This is a genomic window from Bradyrhizobium sp. 25ACV (assembly GCF_054863005.1).
The window spans coordinates 129,863-146,424 of sequence record NZ_JAVAYO010000019.1 but is presented as its reverse complement, the minus strand read 5'-3'; the positions used below and the strand labels follow the sequence as shown (position 1 = coordinate 146,424).

Here is a 16,562-nt window from a genome sequence, read left to right as displayed (position 1 = left end):
TCACCCGACCAACCTCACTCAAGCCAGTCGACAGGCCTTGACTCACAAATCCCCATATGAGGGTGGGCAAAGGCGCGTAAGCGCCGTGCCCACGATCTCGGCATGATTATTTCGAACCGTGGGCACGCTTCCGCCTTCGCTCTGCGAGCTACGGCGGACGAGTCACTTTGCCCACCCTACTCACCGCCTTCTTGGCAACCTTCTTTGCCACACGCTTCTTCGGCACGGCCTTCTTCACCACCGCCTTCTTCGCCTTCGGCCGCTTCTTCACCTTGGCACGCTGGGCGGCAGCGAGGGCCGCCCTCGCCCATTGCGCGAGCTCCGCGGAATCGTCGAACAGGCGTGCCGGCAGCTCCCAGTAGGAATTGACCACCACGGTCTTGGCGCGGGTCGAGTACTGAAACGGCTTTGATCCTTCGGCTTCAAAGTCCGGGATCGTGACGTCGTCGACACGCAAGAACAGGCCGGCACGCAGCGACAGCGCGAAGTTGATGCCGTCAGCGGAGATGCCGTAGCCGGAGAACATTTTTCGGATGGTGACGGGGCCGAAATCGGCGAAGAGGTCGATCAGGAATTCGCGGTTCATCGTGCGCTCTCTCTCCCCAACGTCGCCCCGCGAAAGCGGGGACCCATAACCACAGGGAGAAGTTTAGCGAAGACTATTAGTCGTGCCAGCTCCGGTACTGGCACCTCCCGCTAAAGAAAAATCACGCGGTATGGGTCCCCGCTTTCGCGGGGACGACGACGGAGTGATCGGCGCGAGCCGGGCTTACCCGTCGATCTTGGCCGGCCGCAGCTCGACCGACTCGCCGCAGCCGCAGGCGGAAATCTGGTTCGGATTGTTGAAGACGAACTGGGCCTGCATCTTGTCGGCCTTGTAGTCCATCTCGGTGCCGAGCAGGAACAGCACGGCCTTGGGATCGACCAGGATCTTGACGCCCTTGTCCTCGACGACCTCGTCGGTCGGGCGGACGTCGTGGGCGTATTCGACCGTGTAGGACTGGCCGGCGCAGCCGCCGTTCTTCACGCCGACGCGCAAGCCGACGATCTCGGAATCGGCGCGCTGGGTCAGCTCGGTGATGCGCTGGGCAGCAGCGTCCGTCAGCCGCATCACCTGCGGGCGCGGCCGCCGCGGCTTTGGAGTGGATGCTGGTGTCGCCTGGGTCATCTTATCTATCTGGTCCGTTGCGGAGCAAATTCAATGCTGAGGTTACGCGTCACCACATGTTGAGCACGAGGCGCGCCTCGTCGCTCATGCGTTCCGGCGACCACGGCGGCTCCCAGACGACCTTGACGTCGACCACGCCGACGCCGGGGACGCTGGCAACCGCGTTCTCGACCATGGTCGGCAGCTCGCCGGCGGCCGGGCAGTTCGGCGTCGTCAGCGTCATCTGGACGTCGACAGAGCGGTCGTCCTTGATCTCGACCTTGTAGATCAGGCCGAGCTCGTAGATGTCGGCGGGGATTTCCGGGTCGAACACGGTCTTCAGCCCGGCGATGATCTCGGTGGTCAGCCGCTCGGTCTCCTCCGGCGGCAGCGCCGAATGGGTCTCCATCGGACTAGCTTTGATTTCGGCCGTGTCACTCATGCGAACAAATCCCGCGCCTTCAAAAGCGCCTGTGCCAGATGATCGACTTCTTCCCGCGTATTATACATGCCGAACGAGGCTCGGCAGGTGGCCGTCACGTTGAACCGCTCTAAAAGCGGCATGACGCAATGGGTGCCGGCGCGCACCGCGATGCCCTGGCGGTCGATCACGGTGGCGACGTCGTGGGCGTGCGCACCCTTCAGCTCGAAGGAGATCACCGGGCCCTTGCCCCGTGCCGTGCCGATCAGCCGCAGCGAATTGATCTCCCGGAGCCGATCCTGGGCATAGGTGGTGAGATCGTGCTCGTGCGCGGCGATGCGCTCCTTGCCGATCGAATTGACGTAGTCGATGGCAGCGCCAAGGCCAACGGCCTCGACGATCGCGGGCGTGCCCGCCTCGAATTTGTGCGGGGGATCGCCATAGGTGACGACCTCGCGTGAGACCTCGCGGATCATCTCGCCGCCGCCGTTGAAGGGACGCATTGCGACGAGGTGGTCGTACTTGGCCCAGAGGATACCGATGCCGGTCGGCCCATAAACCTTGTGGCCGGTGAAGACGTAGAAATCGCAGCCGATGTCCTGGACGTCGACGGGCAGATGCACCGCGCCCTGGCTGCCGTCGACCAGCACGGGAATGCCGCGTGCCTGGGCGATTTTCACGACCTCCTTGACCGGCACGATGGTGCCGAGCGCGTTCGACATCTGCGTGATCGCGACCAGCTTGGTCTTGGCCGTCAGCAGCTTCTCGAATTCGTCGATGAGGAAATTGCCCTCGTCGTCCACCGGCGCCCACTTGATCACGGCACCCTGGCGTTCCCTCAGGAAATGCCAGGGCACGATGTTGGAGTGGTGCTCCATGATCGAGATGACGATTTCGTCGCCTTCCCCGATGTTCGGCCCGCCCCAGGACGAGGCGACCAAATTGATCGCCTCCGTCGCGTTGCGGGTGAAGATCACTTCTTCCGTACGCGGCGCGTTGATGAACTGCGCCACCTTGGTGCGGCCGCCCTCATAGGCTTCGGTCGCCGCGTTAGCGAGGTAATGCAGGCCGCGATGCACGTTGGCGTATTCGCTCGTATAGGCCTGCGTCATGCGGTCGAGCACGGCGCTCGGCTTCTGCGCCGAGGCGGCGTTGTCGAGATAGACCAGCGGCTTGCCGTAGACCTGCAGGGCGAGCGCCGGAAAATCCTGGCGCACGCGCGCGACGTCATAGGCACCGTTCTTGACTGCCGGGTGCGTGCTCATTGGCGGCGCTCCAGCCAGCGCTCGGCGATGCCGATCACATGCTCGCGCAAGCCGTCATCAGCGATCTGCTCGATCGCCTCGCCCACGAAAGCCTGGATCAGCAGCGACTGGGCCTGCTTCTCCGGCAGGCCGCGGGCCTTCAGATAGAACAATAGGTTGTCGTCGAGCGCGCCGGCGGTGGCGCCGTGACCGCAGGAGACGTCGTCGGCAAAGATCTCGAGCTCGGGCTTGTTGTCGGCCTCGGCTTCATCCGAGAGCAGCAGCGCGCGGGTCATCATCTTGCCATCGGTCTTCTGCGCGTCGGGGCGGACGATGATGCGGCCCTGGAACACCGAATGAGCGCGATCGTCGATCACGGCGCGGAAGATCTCGCGGCTGACGCAGTTCGGCACGGCATGGTCGACCACCAGCGTGGTGTCGCCGTGTTCGGTCTTCTGCAACAGGTTGACGCCGTTGGCGGAGAGCTCGCTGCCCTCGCCCGCGAGCGTGATGAAACCTTGCAAGCGGCTGACCGCGGCACCGGTCGTCATGTTGAAGAACTTGAGCTTCACGTTGGCGCCGACGGTGACGAAGTGCGAGGTCACGTTCACGGCGTCAGGTGCATCGTCCATCAAACGGATGTGCGCGACGTCGGAATCGTCACCGACCGAGACGAGCACGGCGTCGTTGATCTGGTAGGCCTTGGCACCCGCCGCGACAAAGGTCTCGACGATGGTGGCACGCGCGCCCTTGCCGATCGCGATCTGCGAACGGGTGAAGGCCGACGCGGAAGCCGCGGCCGCAATGTGGATGATCTGGATCGGAGCGGACAGCTGCGCGCCGTCGGCAATCGACAGCACCACGCCGTCGGTCGCCATCGCGGCGTTGAGCGAGATCACGGCATCGGTGGACGCGGTCTTCAACAGACCGGCATCCTTCTCCAGCGTCTCCCGCAACGTCTTGAAGCCGGCCTCGGAGGCGAGCGCCTTGACGTCGGAGAGATCGGCTGCGAACACGCCATCGACCAGCACCAGCTTGCGGGCGCCGGCGATCGCATGCGCCTTCACCGCCTCCGCGGCGCGCTTCAACGCGGCCGCATCGGGTGAAGCTGCAAGCGGCAGCACCTCGCCGACCAGCGCGCGCAGGTCGGTGTATTTCCATTCCTCGATCCGGCGGTGCGGAAGGCCGAGACGCTCATAGGTCTCGAACGCCTCGCGGCGCACCGCGATCACAGAAGACGAACCCGGCAGCCGGCCTTCGGCGCTGGCGAAGAGATCGCTCACCGCGCGGCCGTTTCCGGTCTTTGCCACAGCAACGTTCATCGCAAAATTCCTTACGCGGCATCCTCGAACTGGGCGTACCCGGATGCTTCCAGCTCCAGCGCCAGTTCCTTGCCGCCGCTCTTCACGACACGGCCCTTCGACATCACGTGCACGACGTCGGGCACGATGTAGTTCAGCAGCCGCTGATAATGGGTGATGACGACCATCGCGCGCTTGGGCGAACGCAGCGCGTTGACGCCGTCCGCCGCAATGCGCAGCGCGTCGATGTCGAGGCCGGAATCCATCTCGTCGAGGATGCACAGGCTCGGCTCGAACAGCGCCATCTGCAGCACCTCGTTGCGCTTCTTCTCGCCGCCGGAGAAACCGACATTGACGCCGCGCTTGAGCATGTCCTGCGGAATGTTCAGCGACTTCGAGACCTCGCGAACCTTCTTCAGGAAGTCCGGCGTCGAATATTCGCTCTCGCCGCGGGCCTTGCGCTGCGCGTTCAGCGCGGTGCGCAGGAAATTCATGGTGGCGACGCCTGGAATCTCGACCGGATACTGGAACGCCAGGAACACGCCCTTGGCGGCGCGCTCGTCCGGCGACATCTCGAGCAGATCCTCACCCTTGAAAAGGATCTGGCCGTCGGTGACCTCGTAGCCGGGTTTGCCGGCGATGACGTGGGAGAGCGTTGATTTGCCCGAGCCGTTCGGCCCCATGATCGCGTGGACCTCGCCCTCGTTCACGGTCAGCGTCAGCCCGTGGAGGATCTCACGCTCCTCGACACGAACCTTGAGGTCTTTCACTTCAAGCAAAGCCATTTTGATGTCCAGTCTATTCAAATGATGCATGGAGCGCTTAAGCGCACCGCGAGGGTCGGTATTAACCGACCGACCCTTCAAGCGAGATCGAGATCAGCTTCTGCGCTTCCACCGCGAATTCCATCGGCAGTTGCTGAAGCACGTCCTTGACGAAGCCGTTGACGACGAGGCCGACCGCCTCCTCCTGCGAGAGACCGCGCTGGATGCAGTAGAACAGCACGTCCTCGGAGATTTTCGAGGTCGTCGCTTCGTGCTCGAACGTCGCCGAGGAGTTCTTGGCCTCGATGTACGGCACGGTGTGCGCGCCGCATTTGTCGCCGATCAGCAGCGAGTCGCAGGCGGTGAAGTTGCGCGCGCCGGTCGCTTTCCGGTGCGCGGTAACGAGGCCGCGATAGGTGTTCTGCGACTTGCCGGCCGCGATGCCCTTGGAGATGATGCGGCTCGATGTGTTCTTGCCGAGATGAATCATCTTGGTGCCCGAGTCGACCTGCTGGAAGCCGTTCGAGATCGCGATCGAGTAGAACTCTCCGCTCGAATTGTCACCGCGGAGAATGCAGCTCGGATATTTCCAGGTGATCGCCGACCCCGTTTCGACCTGGGTCCAGGAGATCTTCGAACGGTTGCCGCGGCAGTCGCCACGCTTGGTGACGAAATTGTAGATGCCGCCCTTGCCTTCCGAATTGCCCGGATACCAGTTCTGCACCGTCGAATATTTGATCTCGGCGTCGTCATGCGCGACGAGTTCGACCACGGCGGCATGCAGCTGGTTCTCATCGCGCTGCGGCGCGGTGCAGCCTTCGAGATAGGAAACGTAGGAGCCCTTGTCGGCGATGATCAGCGTGCGCTCGAACTGGCCGGTGTTGCGCTCGTTGATGCGGAAATAGGTCGACAGCTCCATCGGGCAGCGCACGCCCGGCGGCACGTAGACGAACGAGCCGTCGGAGAACACCGCCGAGTTCAGCGTCGCGTAGAAATTGTCGGAGGTCGGAACCACCGAGCCCAGATATTTCTGCACCAGTTCGGGATGCTCGCGGATCGCCTCCGAGATCGGCATGAAGATCACGCCGGCCTTCTTCAACTCCGCCTTGAACGTGGTTGCAACCGAGACCGAATCGAAGACCGCGTCGACCGCGATTTTGCGCCGGGCGGGATCTTCTTCGCCGGGCTTCGGCTCGACGCCCTCGAGCATGGCGACTTCCCGCAAGGGAATGCCGAGTTTCTCGTAGGTCTTCAGGATCTCCGGATCGATCTCGTCCAGCGAGGTGACCGTCTTCTTCGGCTTCGGTGCCGCGTAGTAGTAGAGATCCTGGAAGTCGATCTTGGGATAATCGACGCGTGCCCAGGTCGGCTCGGTCATGGTCAGCCAGCGCCGATAGGCCTCGAGCCGCCACTGGAGCATCCAGTCGGGTTCGTTCTTTTTCTGCGAGATGAATTTTACGATCTCTTCCGAGAGCCCCTTGGGCGCCTTCTCGGAATCGATCAGGGTCTCAAACCCATAACGATACTGGTCGACGTCGATGCGCTTCACGCGCTCGACCGTCTCTTGTACGGCTGGCATTCCATCCTCCGCTCGCGGTTTCAAGGACCGCGGTGGATCAAACTCGAACGATTATTACGGTGTCTATTACGATGTTTTTTGGCGGAAAGCACGCGCTTAGAACCGTTCAAGCCGTGTTTCATCGCTTAGCTCTTAAGTAGGGTATTACCGAGCTTTCGCCAAGCCTCTAACGCCCTATTGATGTCATCCGGTTCCGTGGACCAGCCCAGACTGAGACGCACCGCTCCCTGGGCCACGGCAGGATCGTACCCCATGGCCGACAGCACATGGGACGGCTGGACCTTGCCCGACGAACAGGCCGAACCCGAGGAGACTGCGATGCCTTCGAGGTCGAAGCCGATCACGGCGGTCTCAGCCTTGAGGCCAGGCGCGGTGAAAAGGACGGTATTTGGCAACCGCCGGACCTCGTCCGCGAAGATCGTTGCGCCGGCGACTTCTTGGATGCCATTTTCCAAGCGTTTTCTGAGGGTTGCCATCTGCTCCGCATCCTCCGAAAGAGTCTGAAGCGCGGCCTTCACCGCTGCGCCAAAGCCGGCGATTCCCGCAACATTCTCGGTTCCCGCGCGCCGGTTCAGTTCTTGGCCGCCTCCCCGCAGCAACGGCTCCAAGCCCGCCAGCCCCTCCGCCACGACCAGTGCGCCGACGCCCTTGGGGCCGCCGACCTTATGTGCAGAAAAAGTCGCAAGATCCGCGCCCATATCTTTGATTTGGAATGGGATTTTGCCAAGCGCCTGGATTGCATCGACGTGCAGGAGGCCGCCAGCCTCATGGACGATCCGGGCGACCTCCGCGACCGGCTGGAGCGCGCCGGTTTCGTTGTTCGCGGCCATGACCGAAACCAGTGCCGGTGGGCCGTCACCGAGCAGGCTCCTGAGATGGTCGAGGTCAACCACGCCCGAACGCAAAACCGGTATAAGGCCGGTCTTGTCCGCCGGGAACCGGCCACCGGCCAGCACCGAAGCGTGCTCCACGGCCGAGACCAGCAGCCGCTCGACCGGGCCGCCGGACGACCGCCGCAGGCCAGGCGACAGCGCCAGCCCATTGGCTTCCGTTCCAGCGGAGGTGAAGACGACATTCCGCGGCAGCGCCCCTACCGCTCCTGCCAGCGCGGCACGGGCCTCCTCGACCAGCCGTCGCGCCTCACGCCCCTCGGCATGGACCGATGACGGATTGCCGACCAGGTCCCAGGCGGCGAGCATTGCGCGTCGCGCTTCCGCGCGCAGCGGCGTGGTCGCATTCCAGTCGAGATAAACGCGGTTCCGCATGTAGTATTATATTACCATACTTGGAAATCTGGCCTGTGAGACCTACCCAGCCCGACATGGCGCCCCGACACGCACTTGGCAACGGGCGATTCCATATCCGTGGCAGCTGATGACGCGACCATGACACGCTAACATCTTGAGCCCATTGAGTGATGTTCAAGATGCTTGCTTTTTGACCCTCTGCCTATGTTAGAACCCGCACCGTCAAGTCACCGCGCGCCTTCAGCGCATCACCGCAAGGCGCGCCTTCTCACCCTTCATTCGCGCTTCCGTCGGCACCTGCCGATGAGGCCACAATCGGTTGATTGCCGAGGATCGTCTCTCCAGCAGATCAATCAAGAGATCATCGATGCCTGAAGTTATTTTCACTGGCCCTGCCGGCCGTCTCGAAGGCCGCTATCACCCGGCCAAGCAGAAGAACGCGCCGATCGCGATGATCCTGCATCCGCATCCGCAGTTTCACGGCACGATGAATCATCAGATCGTGTACCAGTGCTACTATGCCTTCGCGCATCGTGGCTTCTCGGTGCTGCGCTTCAATTTCCGCGGCGTCGGCCGCAGTCAGGGCTCGTTCGACCACGGCACCGGCGAATTGTCGGATGCTGCCGCCGCGCTCGACTGGGCACAGACCATCAATCCCGAAGCACGCGCCTGCTGGGTCGCCGGCTTCTCCTTCGGTGCCTGGATCGGCATGCAGCTCCTGATGCGCCGTCCCGAGGTCGAGGGCTTCATCTCGATCGCGCCGCCGGCCAATCTCTACGACTTCTCGTTCCTCGCGCCCTGCCCGTCGTCGGGCCTGATCGTGCATGGCGAGAAGGACGCGGTGGTGCCGCCGAAGGACGTCAACACGCTGGTCGAGAAGCTGAAGACGCAGAAGGGCATCGTGATCGACCAGCAGGTCATCCCCGGCGCCAACCATTTCTTCGACGCCAAGCTCGAGCCGCTGATGGAAACCATCACGGCATATCTCGACATGCGGCTCGCGAACGTTCGCTGAGAGGCTCAGCTCAAGCCAGCTTGAGCGCGGCGATCCCCATCAAGACGAGCGCGATGCCGGCAAGCTTCATCGCGCTCAAGGTCTCGCCGAACAGCACCACGCCCATCACGAAGGTGCCGGCCGCGCCAATGCCGGTCCACACCGAATAGGCAACGCCGACCTCGAGCACCTTCAAGGCGCGCCCGAGCAGGAAGACGAAGGCCGCGAGCAGCACCAGCGAGGCGATGCTCCAGCCCGCTCGCGTGTAGCCTTCCGCGTACTTCATCGTGATCGCCCAGCCGACATCGAGCGCGCCGGCGATCACCAGCATCAGCCAGGCCATGGACTGTGACATCGGCTCGCCTCAGGCGGCAAGCTTGAGCAAATGCGCGTCGTGCCGCACCAGGAAGGCCCGCAGCAATTGCGGATAGTCGGCGCCGACCGCGGTGCGTACGCTCGGACGCTTCGCCAGCACCGCACGCCACGCCCGCACCTTCGGCAGATCGCTGAAGATGCCGAGCTCGGTCAGTTCGTCGAACAGATCGAAGTAGCGGAAGACGGGAGCGAACACCGCATCCACCAGGCTGAACATATCGCCTGCGAAATACGGGCCCGCGCCAAGCGCTGCCTCGACACGCGCGAATTTTGCGACGAGCGCTTGCCGCTTGCTCTCGAACGTCGCCGGATCCGTCGTCGTCTCCAGTCCCCAGAGATCGCCGAGGATCGCCGAGCCGAATTCCATCCAGGCGCGGTGCTCGGCACGCTTCAGCGCATCCGCCGGATGCAGTTTCGCGCCGCCTTGCGTCTCCTCGATGTACTCGCAGATCACATTGCTCTCGAACAGCGCGACCTCGCCGCTATCGGTCGTCACAACCAGCACCGGCACCTTGCCGAGCGGCGAGAGCTTCAAGAACCAATCCGGCTTGCTCGCCAGATCAATGTCGACCCGCTCGAACGGCACGCCCTTCTCTTTCAGCGCGATCACGGCGCGCTGCACATAGGGACAAAGCTTGTGGCTGATCAGTTTGAGCGAAGCAGGCGTCTCAAGTGCGGTGGTCATGGCAATGATCCCGGCGATTGATGCAACTACATCCAATATAGATGCACCTGCATGCATTCGTCAAGTTCAATGCACTTGCATTGATCACCCGACCTCACGGCCGCGCGATCACCCCGCCCGTCATCGGCATCGGCACGCCCGTGGTGGTCGGATAGGACAATGGCAGGCCCTTCAGGCCGCGGGCGGCCAGAAAGCCGAAGGCCTGGGCTTCGATGGCGTCGGAGGCCCAGCCGAGCGTCTCAGCGGCCTCGACGGTCGCCGATCCCACCCGCTCCCGGAGCATCCGCAGCATGGTGAGGTTGCGGGCGCCGCCGCCGCAGACGATCCAGCTCCGCGGTCGCCGCGGCAACAACGGGATGATGCGGGTGATCGCTGTCGCAGTGAAGGCGGTCAGGGTCGCAGCGCCGTCGGCCGGCGCCACGTCGCCGAGCCTCAAGGCGGCGAAATCGTTTCGGTCAAGCGATTTCGGCGGTGGCAGCGCAAAGAACGGCAGCTCCAGCGCGCGAGCAATCCAGGCCTCATCGGCCTTCCCGAGGCTTGCGAACTTTCCTTCCGCATCGAACGCCTGGTTCATGGTGCGGTACATGAAATCGTCCAGCAGCGCGTTGCCCGGGCCGGTATCGCAGGCGATCAGCGTGTCGTTGCCGTCGATATAGGTGATGTTGGAGACGCCGCCGATATTGACCACGACGATCGGGCCCTCGCGATCCAGCGAGTTGGCGAGCGCGCGGTGGTAGACCGGTACGAAGGGCGCGCCCTGCCCGCCCGCCTCGACGTCGGCGGCGCGGAAATCATGCATCACTGGGATATGGATCGCTTTCGCCAGCGCGGGGGCGTCTCCGATCTGCACCGTCAGCCGCCGCTCGGGGCGATGCAGCACGGTCTGGCCGTGGAAGCCGACGATGTCGACATCCTCGGGCTTCATGCGGTTCTGGGCGAAGAAGGCGGCAACCGCCTCGGCATGGGCCCGTGTCACCGCACGCTCGGCCTCGGCCAGGATGCCTGGCCGGGCGTCACGTTGCGCCAGGTGCACAGCCTCGGAGAGGGCCTGGCGCAGCAGATTGCGCTCCGCAGGGCTATAGGCGCGGTAGCCGGATGGCCCGAATGCCTTCACCTGTTTTCCATCGGTTTCGATCAGCGCGACATCCACCCCGTCCAGCGAGGTGCCGCTCATCAAACCGAGTGCCGTCAACATCATGGATCAGCGTCCTCAAGAGACCCCCTCCGGCATGCCGATCTTGTGCCAGAGGGACACATCTTATAATGCCACAGCGCCAAGCGGCGGGCGGCAATCGGGTTCCCACGGAAGACCCTTAAATTGCTCCCGAAACGTAAACCAAGAATTGTTGGGCATGCCGACAGATGACTGCATTTAAATCGGATTTTCTCAATATCCTGCAGGAACGTGGTTTCATCCACCAGTGCTCCGATTTCGAGGGGCTGGACGCGCTCGCCGCCAAGGGCGAAGCGACCGCCTATGTCGGCTACGATTGCACCGCCCGCTCGCTGCATATCGGCAATTACCTCACCATGATGATGCTGCACTGGCTGCAGCAGTCCGGCAACAAGCCGATCACGCTGATGGGCGGCGGCACCACCATGGTGGGCGATCCCTCCGGCAAGGACGAGACGCGCGCCATGCGCACCGTCGCCGAGATCGAGGCCAACAAGGAATCGATCCGCGGCGTGTTCGCCAAAGTGCTGCGCTATGGCGAGGGCAAGAGCGACGCCATCATGCTCGACAATGCGGAGTGGCTGACCAAGCTGAACTGGATCGAGATGCTGCGCGACGTCGGCCGGCACTTCTCGGTCAACCGCATGCTGACGATGGACTCCGTGCGGCTGCGCCTCGAGCGCGAGCAGGAGATGAGCTTCATCGAGTTCAACTACATGGTCTGCCAGGCCTACGACTTCGTCGAGCTCGCCAAGCGCACCGGCTGCAAATTGCAGATGGGCGGATCGGACCAGTGGGGCAACATCATCATGGGCGTCGATCTCGGTCGCCGCATGGGCACCCATCAGCTGTTCGCGCTGACGACGCCGCTGCTGACGACGGCGTCCGGCGCCAAGATGGGCAAGACCGCGCAAGGCGCGGTCTGGCTCAACGCCGACGCGTTCTCGCCCTATGATTTCTGGCAGTATTGGCGCAACACGGAGGATGCCGACGTCGGCAAATTCCTGAAGCTGTTCACGACGCTGCCGATGGCTGAGATCAAGAAGCTCGAAGCGCTCGGCGGCTCGGAGATCAACGAGGCCAAGAAGGTGCTCGCCACTGAAGCGACCGCGCTGCTGCATGGCCGCGAGGCCGCGAACGAGGCGGCGGAGACCGCGCGCCGCACCTTCGAGGAAGGCGCGCTGGCCGAAACCCTGCCGACGGTGGAAATTCCGCGGGGCGAGATCGACGCCGGCCTCGGCGTGCTCAACGCCTTCGTCAAAGCGGGCCTCGTTGCATCCAACGGCGAAGCCCGGCGACAGATCAAGGGCGGCGGCCTTCGCGTCAACGACGAGCCGGTCACTGACGAAAAGATGGCACTGTCGGCAAACAATCTGACGCCGGAGGGCGTGATCAAGCTGTCCTTCGGCAAGAAGAAGCACGTCCTCCTTAAGCCTGCATAGGCGTATGAGCTTTTCGCTGCTTGTCAGGGCGCACGGATGCGCGCTCCCTGACGGGCAATGGATCAGAACACGCCCAGGGAGAACGTCAGGAGCGATCAGCGGGCCGCTGTTCGCACCGCGCTCGTCGTGCTCGCTCTGTGCTTCACGCTGGCCGTGCTCGGCCGCGGGCTCGGCGACAGCTTTACGGTGTTCCTGAAACCGATTTCGGAAAGTTTTGGCTGGGACCGCGCGCAGATCGTCTCGGTCTATTCACTGACCTGGCTCGCGAGCGGTCTCACCGCGCCCTTCGTCGGACGCCTGTTCGACCATTCCGGACCACGCATCGTCTATGCGCTCGGGCTGCTGCTGCTGGGCGCGGCGTTCCTGGTCGCAGCCCACGCGCAACATCTCTGGCAGTTCCAGCTCTCGATCGGCCTCTGCGTCGGAATCGGCGTTGCCTTCATCGGCATCGTGCCGAACTCGATCCTGCTCGGCCGCTGGTTCGGGCCCCGTCTGCCGACCGCAATGTCGGTGGTGTATTCGGCGATGGGCGGGGGCGTGCTGGCGCTGCTGCCGGCCTCGCAGCTCCTGATCGATCACATCGGCTGGCGTGACACCTACATGCTGTTCGGCTTTACGGCACTCGGCCTGTTGCTCCCGCTGATGCTGCTGCCGTGGCGACTGTTCGCCGCGGGCTCGCCGCATGTCGTGAAGAGGACCGACCCTGACTTCGTCGACAATGGCTGGACCCTGCTCCGTGCCATGCGCCATCACGCCTTCTGGGCGCTGTTCTGGACCTTCTTCTTCACTGCCGTCGGCATGTACTCGATTGCCGCGCAGATCGTGGCCTATCTGATCGACGCCGGCTTTCCGCCGCTGCAGGCTGCGACCGCCTGGGGTTTCTCCGGCGTCGTGCTTGTGTTCGGCATGTTGGGAGTGTCCGCGCTCGACGGCCTGATCGGGCGCCGGCCGTCGGTGCTGCTGAGCTACGCGATCTCGATCCTCGGCATCGTCCTGCTGTGGCTGTTGCAGTATTCTCCAAACATCCTGCTGCTCACCGGTTTCGTCGTCTGCTTCGGCAGCATGATGGGCTCGCGCGGCCCGCTGATCAGCGCCACGGCGATGAGGATTTTCCAGGGCAAGCGGGTCGGCACCATCTACGGCACCATCTCGATCGGCAGTGGCCTCGGCTCGGCGTTCGGCTCCTGGAGCGGCGGCCTGATCCATGACGCGACCCATGGTTATAACGCGCTGCTTGCCTTCGCACTTGCGAGCGTGGTGCTCGGGATGATTCCATTCCTGATTGTGCCCGCCTTGCGGCGTTAGGTGTCCTGGAGGTAACTTGCGCGCATCCGCGTCACCGGGAAATTACGGATGGGCGCGACGCGGAATACGCGCGAAAGGTGCGGTCGTACGCGGCTGAAATCCTGGCCTGCGGTGTTTTGTCCGACATGACGAAAATGTCAGGACGAATCGAGTGTGCACGGCTTGCAGGGCGAAACCGAATGCGGTCCAAGTCGCAACATTGGATGGAGGGCACAAACCAATGAACTTTCCGTATCTCACTCGCTTTCAACCGGTTCTCTTGAGCCTGTTTCGCTTCGTCACCGGATTGCTGCTGTTCCAGTACGGCATCGCAAAGATCTTCAAGTTTCCGGTGCTCCCCTACTTCGCCAACATCCCGCCGCTGATCTGGACGGCAGGCGCGCTCGAACTCGTGCTCGGCGCGCTCCTGATGCTCGGCCTGTTCACCCGCCTCACCGCTTTCATTCTCTCGGGCGAAATGGCCTTCGCTTACTTCATGGGCCACATGCTCAAAGGCGAAACGCCGGTGTTCCTGCCGCTGCTCAATGGCGGCACCGCAGCAATCCTGTTCTGCTTCGCCTGCCTCTATCTCGCGGCCGCCGGCGGCGGTTCGGTCAGCGTCGATGCGCTGATGGGCAAGGAGAGCGACGCGGCGGGCGATGCCTACGCACGGCGCTGAGGCACTCGCAAATTAACCTGAAAGCAAAACGGCACCGGCGGATCTGCCGGTGCCGGTTCAGCGCGCGCCCAGCACGTTCCAGATCAGAACGAGGGCCGCCACGAGCAGCACGGCCATGACGATGCGGTGAACGAATCGGTTCATTGCCGCTCCGGCCAGGCTCGGTCACCACCAAACTCCGACATCATCTGTCTCAGCGACCTGACGCGCCACGCGCTGGCGAAGCGCGATTCCGCCTGCATGCTTGCGCATCCAGCTGCGGACGCTGCGCGCGCGGCAGCACGTCGCATGCGTCCATTCATGATTGGTAAGAACTTCATGCTACCGACGCGAGCAATAACAACCATTTCTTCGAGGCTGCGATGAAGCTGATGAGTCATCTCAAGATCCGGACCAAGCTCGCCAGCATGGTCTGTCTTTCAGCTCTCACAGTCACGGCCATCATCGGCGTATCGTCCGTCCTCAGCAAGAGCCGCATGATGGAGGATCGAGTCCAGCAGATGCGGACTGCGGTAGAGCTGCTCTACAACTACGCGCAATCGCTTCAGGAAGAGGTTGCCGCCGGCAAGCTGACGCTGGGCGACGCCAAGGCCCAGTTCCACCAGCGTGGCCGCCGCATGAACTTCAACGGCAACCAAGGCTATCCCGTTGTCTACAACCCCGACACCTCCATCCTGGTGAACGGTGCCAACCAGCAGCTGGAAGGCAAGATCACTGGGGCCAAGGACGCCAACGGCGTCCTGATCGCCGACGCCATCATCAAGGCTGGCGGCGAGACCGCACAGGGCGGCGTGACCTCCTATCTCTATCCCCGCCCCGGCCAGACCGAGCCCGTGCGCAAGACCGTGTTCGCGCGCAAATTCGCGCCCTGGAACGCGACGATCAGCTACGGTCTCTATGTCGACGACATCGACGCCGACGTGCGCGCTTTGACGCTGGAGCTCGCCGCGATCGGCATCGGCCTGATGCTGCTGATGGCGACGCTGTCCTGGCTGATCGCTCGCGACGTGCTCGGCGCGCTCGACCGCCAGAAGAACCGCATGCAGGAGATCTCGGAAGGCGCCATCGACAAGCCGGTCGAGGAGACCGACCGCGGCGACGAGATCGGCCGCATGGCCGAGACACTCGAAGTGCTCAGGCAGACCGCGCTGACGGCGCGCAACCTGGAAGCCGAGCAGGTCGCCACCAAGACCCGCAGCGAGCAGGAGAAGCGCGACGCCCTGATCGCCCTCGCCGATCGCTTCGATGCCTCCGTCGGTCAGCTCGTCGGCCTGATGGCCTCCGGCTCCGGCGAGCTCGAGACCACCGCCAAGTCGATGTCATCCACGGCTGAGGGCACCAACCGCCGCGCCGCCGTGGTCGGCACGGCCGCCACCGAAGCCAGCCAACGCGTCCAGACCGTCGCGGCCGCCGCCGAAGAGCTCTCCTCCTCCATCACCGAGATCAGTCGCCAGGTCGCCCAGTCCGCGGAAGTCACGGGACGCGCGGTCGACAGCGCGCGCCGCACCGACACCATCGTGCGCGCGCTCTCGGACGGTGCCCAGCAGATCGAGCACGTCGCCGAGCTGATCTCCAGCATCGCCGCGCAGACCAACCTGCTCGCGCTCAACGCCACCATCGAGGCCGCGCGCGCCGGTGAAGCCGGCCGCGGCTTTGCCGTCGTCGCTTCCGAGGTGAAGTCGCTGGCGAGCCAGACCGCCGAAGCCACCCGCGAGATCGGCGACAAGATCGCGCAGATCCAGGGCGCGACCAAGGAGGCCGTGGACGCCATCGGCGGCATCACCGCCACCATCGAGGAGGTCAGCCGCATCGCCACCTCGATCGGTGCCGCCATTGAGGAGCAAGGCGCCGCCACTGCCGAGATCGCCCGCAGCGTCTCGCAGACCGCGGAGGCCACCAAGGAAGTCACCACCAATATCGGCGGCGTCTCGACCGCCGCAAACGAGACCGGCAACGCCGCCGGCATGGTGCTCGCGGCCGCCAGCAACCTCTCCAAGCAGGCCGAACAGCTCTCCGGCGAAGTCGGGACATTCCTCGCAGGCGTGCGCGCGGCTTAGGCGGCCGACAACACTCCAAGCGATCTCCGTCATGCCCGGGCTTGTCCCGCCTGCGCGGCCGAAGCCGCTTCGGCGAGGCGAAGGCCCGGGCATCGACGTTCCTGGTGTCGGTGAGGCGTGGATGGCCGGGACAGTGTTTAGCCCGGCCATGATGCCGGAGACAGCCGGT

The 16,562-nt window shown here is 63.8% G+C and carries 16 protein-coding genes; 5 read left to right on the top strand and 11 right to left on the bottom strand.

Going from position 1 to position 16,562, the window contains the following annotated elements:
* Positions 1-148: 148 nt before the first annotated feature.
* The 8 genes from RAD04_RS33240 to RAD04_RS33205 all read right to left on the bottom strand — a co-directional run bounded on the left by RAD04_RS33240 (position 149) and on the right by RAD04_RS33205 (position 7,721).
* Positions 149-586: a TfoX/Sxy family protein gene (locus RAD04_RS33240; RefSeq protein WP_461627160.1), complete on the bottom strand. Its 438-nt coding sequence runs from the start codon at positions 584-586 to the stop codon at positions 149-151.
* A gap of 183 nt (positions 587-769) precedes the next feature.
* Positions 770-1,168 (bottom strand): HesB/IscA family protein, encoded by a 399-nt coding sequence (locus RAD04_RS33235; protein WP_018323036.1) that lies wholly within the window; start codon positions 1,166-1,168, stop codon positions 770-772.
* 49 nt (positions 1,169-1,217) lie between these two features.
* Entirely contained in the window at positions 1,218-1,589 is a 372-nt protein-coding gene (locus RAD04_RS33230) for an SUF system Fe-S cluster assembly protein (protein WP_018323035.1), read from the bottom strand.
* Complete coding sequence (locus RAD04_RS33225) at positions 1,586-2,833, bottom strand: cysteine desulfurase (protein ID WP_461627159.1); 1,248 nt, start codon at positions 2,831-2,833, stop codon at positions 1,586-1,588. Before RAD04_RS33225 ends, RAD04_RS33230 begins: the two co-directional genes overlap by 4 nt.
* The gene (gene sufD, locus RAD04_RS33220; protein ID WP_461627158.1) at positions 2,830-4,134 is read right to left on the bottom strand and encodes a Fe-S cluster assembly protein SufD; all 1,305 of its coding nucleotides are present in this window, start codon (positions 4,132-4,134) and stop codon (positions 2,830-2,832) included. Before sufD ends, RAD04_RS33225 begins: the two co-directional genes overlap by 4 nt.
* Positions 4,135-4,145: 11 nt before the next feature.
* Positions 4,146-4,898 (bottom strand): Fe-S cluster assembly ATPase SufC, encoded by a 753-nt coding sequence (sufC, locus tag RAD04_RS33215; protein WP_165637354.1) that lies wholly within the window; start codon positions 4,896-4,898, stop codon positions 4,146-4,148.
* A 61-nt stretch (positions 4,899-4,959) separates the two neighbouring features.
* Positions 4,960-6,456: a Fe-S cluster assembly protein SufB gene (sufB, locus tag RAD04_RS33210; protein WP_104461462.1), complete on the bottom strand. Its 1,497-nt coding sequence runs from the start codon at positions 6,454-6,456 to the stop codon at positions 4,960-4,962.
* A 125-nt stretch (positions 6,457-6,581) separates the two neighbouring features.
* Complete coding sequence (locus RAD04_RS33205) at positions 6,582-7,721, bottom strand: cysteine desulfurase family protein (protein ID WP_461627157.1); 1,140 nt, start codon at positions 7,719-7,721, stop codon at positions 6,582-6,584.
* 349 nt (positions 7,722-8,070) lie between these two features.
* On the opposite strand from RAD04_RS33205, the gene RAD04_RS33200 reads away from it, so the two are divergent.
* Positions 8,071-8,718, top strand: a complete 648-nt coding sequence (locus RAD04_RS33200) for an alpha/beta hydrolase (protein ID WP_014495555.1) — start codon at positions 8,071-8,073, stop codon at positions 8,716-8,718.
* A gap of 10 nt (positions 8,719-8,728) precedes the next feature.
* Here RAD04_RS33200 and RAD04_RS33195 read toward each other — a convergent pair whose 3' ends face one another.
* The 3 genes from RAD04_RS33195 to RAD04_RS33185 form a co-directional block, all read right to left on the bottom strand.
* The gene (locus RAD04_RS33195; RefSeq protein ID WP_461627156.1) at positions 8,729-9,052 is read right to left on the bottom strand and encodes a DMT family transporter; all 324 of its coding nucleotides are present in this window, start codon (positions 9,050-9,052) and stop codon (positions 8,729-8,731) included.
* 9 nt (positions 9,053-9,061) lie between these two features.
* Positions 9,062-9,757 (bottom strand): glutathione S-transferase family protein, encoded by a 696-nt coding sequence (locus tag RAD04_RS33190; RefSeq protein WP_461627155.1) that lies wholly within the window; start codon positions 9,755-9,757, stop codon positions 9,062-9,064.
* Positions 9,758-9,851: 94 nt separating this feature from the next.
* On the bottom strand, positions 9,852-10,955 hold the full coding sequence (locus RAD04_RS33185) for an anhydro-N-acetylmuramic acid kinase (protein ID WP_461627154.1): 1,104 nt from the start codon (positions 10,953-10,955) through the stop codon (positions 9,852-9,854).
* Between the two features lie 164 nt (positions 10,956-11,119).
* Between RAD04_RS33185 and tyrS the strand changes: the two genes are divergently transcribed.
* The 4 genes from tyrS (at position 11,120) to RAD04_RS33165 (ending at position 16,393) form a co-directional block, all read left to right on the top strand.
* Positions 11,120-12,373 carry a tyrosine--tRNA ligase gene (gene tyrS / locus RAD04_RS33180; RefSeq protein ID WP_461627153.1) on the top strand — a complete coding sequence of 418 codons (1,254 nt, stop codon included), beginning with the start codon at positions 11,120-11,122 and terminating at the stop codon, positions 12,371-12,373.
* A 57-nt stretch (positions 12,374-12,430) separates the two neighbouring features.
* Positions 12,431-13,678 (top strand): MFS transporter, encoded by a 1,248-nt coding sequence (locus RAD04_RS33175; RefSeq protein WP_461627152.1) that lies wholly within the window; start codon positions 12,431-12,433, stop codon positions 13,676-13,678.
* 220 nt (positions 13,679-13,898) lie between these two features.
* Entirely contained in the window at positions 13,899-14,336 is a 438-nt protein-coding gene (locus RAD04_RS33170) for a DoxX family protein (protein WP_461619923.1), read from the top strand.
* A gap of 362 nt (positions 14,337-14,698) precedes the next feature.
* Positions 14,699-16,393, top strand: coding sequence for a methyl-accepting chemotaxis protein (locus RAD04_RS33165; protein ID WP_461627151.1), 1,695 nt, complete (start codon positions 14,699-14,701; stop codon positions 16,391-16,393).
* The last annotated feature ends 169 nt before the right edge of the window (positions 16,394-16,562 follow it).

What these genes read in the sequence shown, in the direction of transcription:
- RAD04_RS33235 (WP_018323036.1), bottom strand. Translation starts at nt 1,168, where the DNA reads ATGACCCAGGCGACACCAGCATCCACTCCAAAGCCGCGGCGGCCGCGC.
- sufC (WP_165637354.1), bottom strand. Translation starts at nt 4,898, where the DNA reads ATGGCTTTGCTTGAAGTGAAAGACCTCAAGGTTCGTGTCGAGGAGCGT.
- RAD04_RS33205 (WP_461627157.1), bottom strand. Translation starts at nt 7,721, where the DNA reads ATGCGGAACCGCGTTTATCTCGACTGGAATGCGACCACGCCGCTGCGC.
- tyrS (WP_461627153.1), top strand. Translation starts at nt 11,120, where the DNA reads ATGACTGCATTTAAATCGGATTTTCTCAATATCCTGCAGGAACGTGGT.
- RAD04_RS33175 (WP_461627152.1), top strand. Translation starts at nt 12,431, where the DNA reads ATGGATCAGAACACGCCCAGGGAGAACGTCAGGAGCGATCAGCGGGCC.
- RAD04_RS33230 (WP_018323035.1), bottom strand. Translation starts at nt 1,589, where the DNA reads ATGAGTGACACGGCCGAAATCAAAGCTAGTCCGATGGAGACCCATTCG.
- RAD04_RS33195 (WP_461627156.1), bottom strand. Translation starts at nt 9,052, where the DNA reads ATGTCACAGTCCATGGCCTGGCTGATGCTGGTGATCGCCGGCGCGCTC.
- sufD (WP_461627158.1), bottom strand. Translation starts at nt 4,134, where the DNA reads ATGAACGTTGCTGTGGCAAAGACCGGAAACGGCCGCGCGGTGAGCGAT.
- RAD04_RS33200 (WP_014495555.1), top strand. Translation starts at nt 8,071, where the DNA reads ATGCCTGAAGTTATTTTCACTGGCCCTGCCGGCCGTCTCGAAGGCCGC.
- RAD04_RS33225 (WP_461627159.1), bottom strand. Translation starts at nt 2,833, where the DNA reads ATGAGCACGCACCCGGCAGTCAAGAACGGTGCCTATGACGTCGCGCGC.
- RAD04_RS33170 (WP_461619923.1), top strand. Translation starts at nt 13,899, where the DNA reads ATGAACTTTCCGTATCTCACTCGCTTTCAACCGGTTCTCTTGAGCCTG.
- sufB (WP_104461462.1), bottom strand. Translation starts at nt 6,456, where the DNA reads ATGCCAGCCGTACAAGAGACGGTCGAGCGCGTGAAGCGCATCGACGTC.
- RAD04_RS33165 (WP_461627151.1), top strand. Translation starts at nt 14,699, where the DNA reads ATGAAGCTGATGAGTCATCTCAAGATCCGGACCAAGCTCGCCAGCATG.
- RAD04_RS33190 (WP_461627155.1), bottom strand. Translation starts at nt 9,757, where the DNA reads ATGACCACCGCACTTGAGACGCCTGCTTCGCTCAAACTGATCAGCCAC.
- RAD04_RS33240 (WP_461627160.1), bottom strand. Translation starts at nt 586, where the DNA reads ATGAACCGCGAATTCCTGATCGACCTCTTCGCCGATTTCGGCCCCGTC.
- RAD04_RS33185 (WP_461627154.1), bottom strand. Translation starts at nt 10,955, where the DNA reads ATGATGTTGACGGCACTCGGTTTGATGAGCGGCACCTCGCTGGACGGG.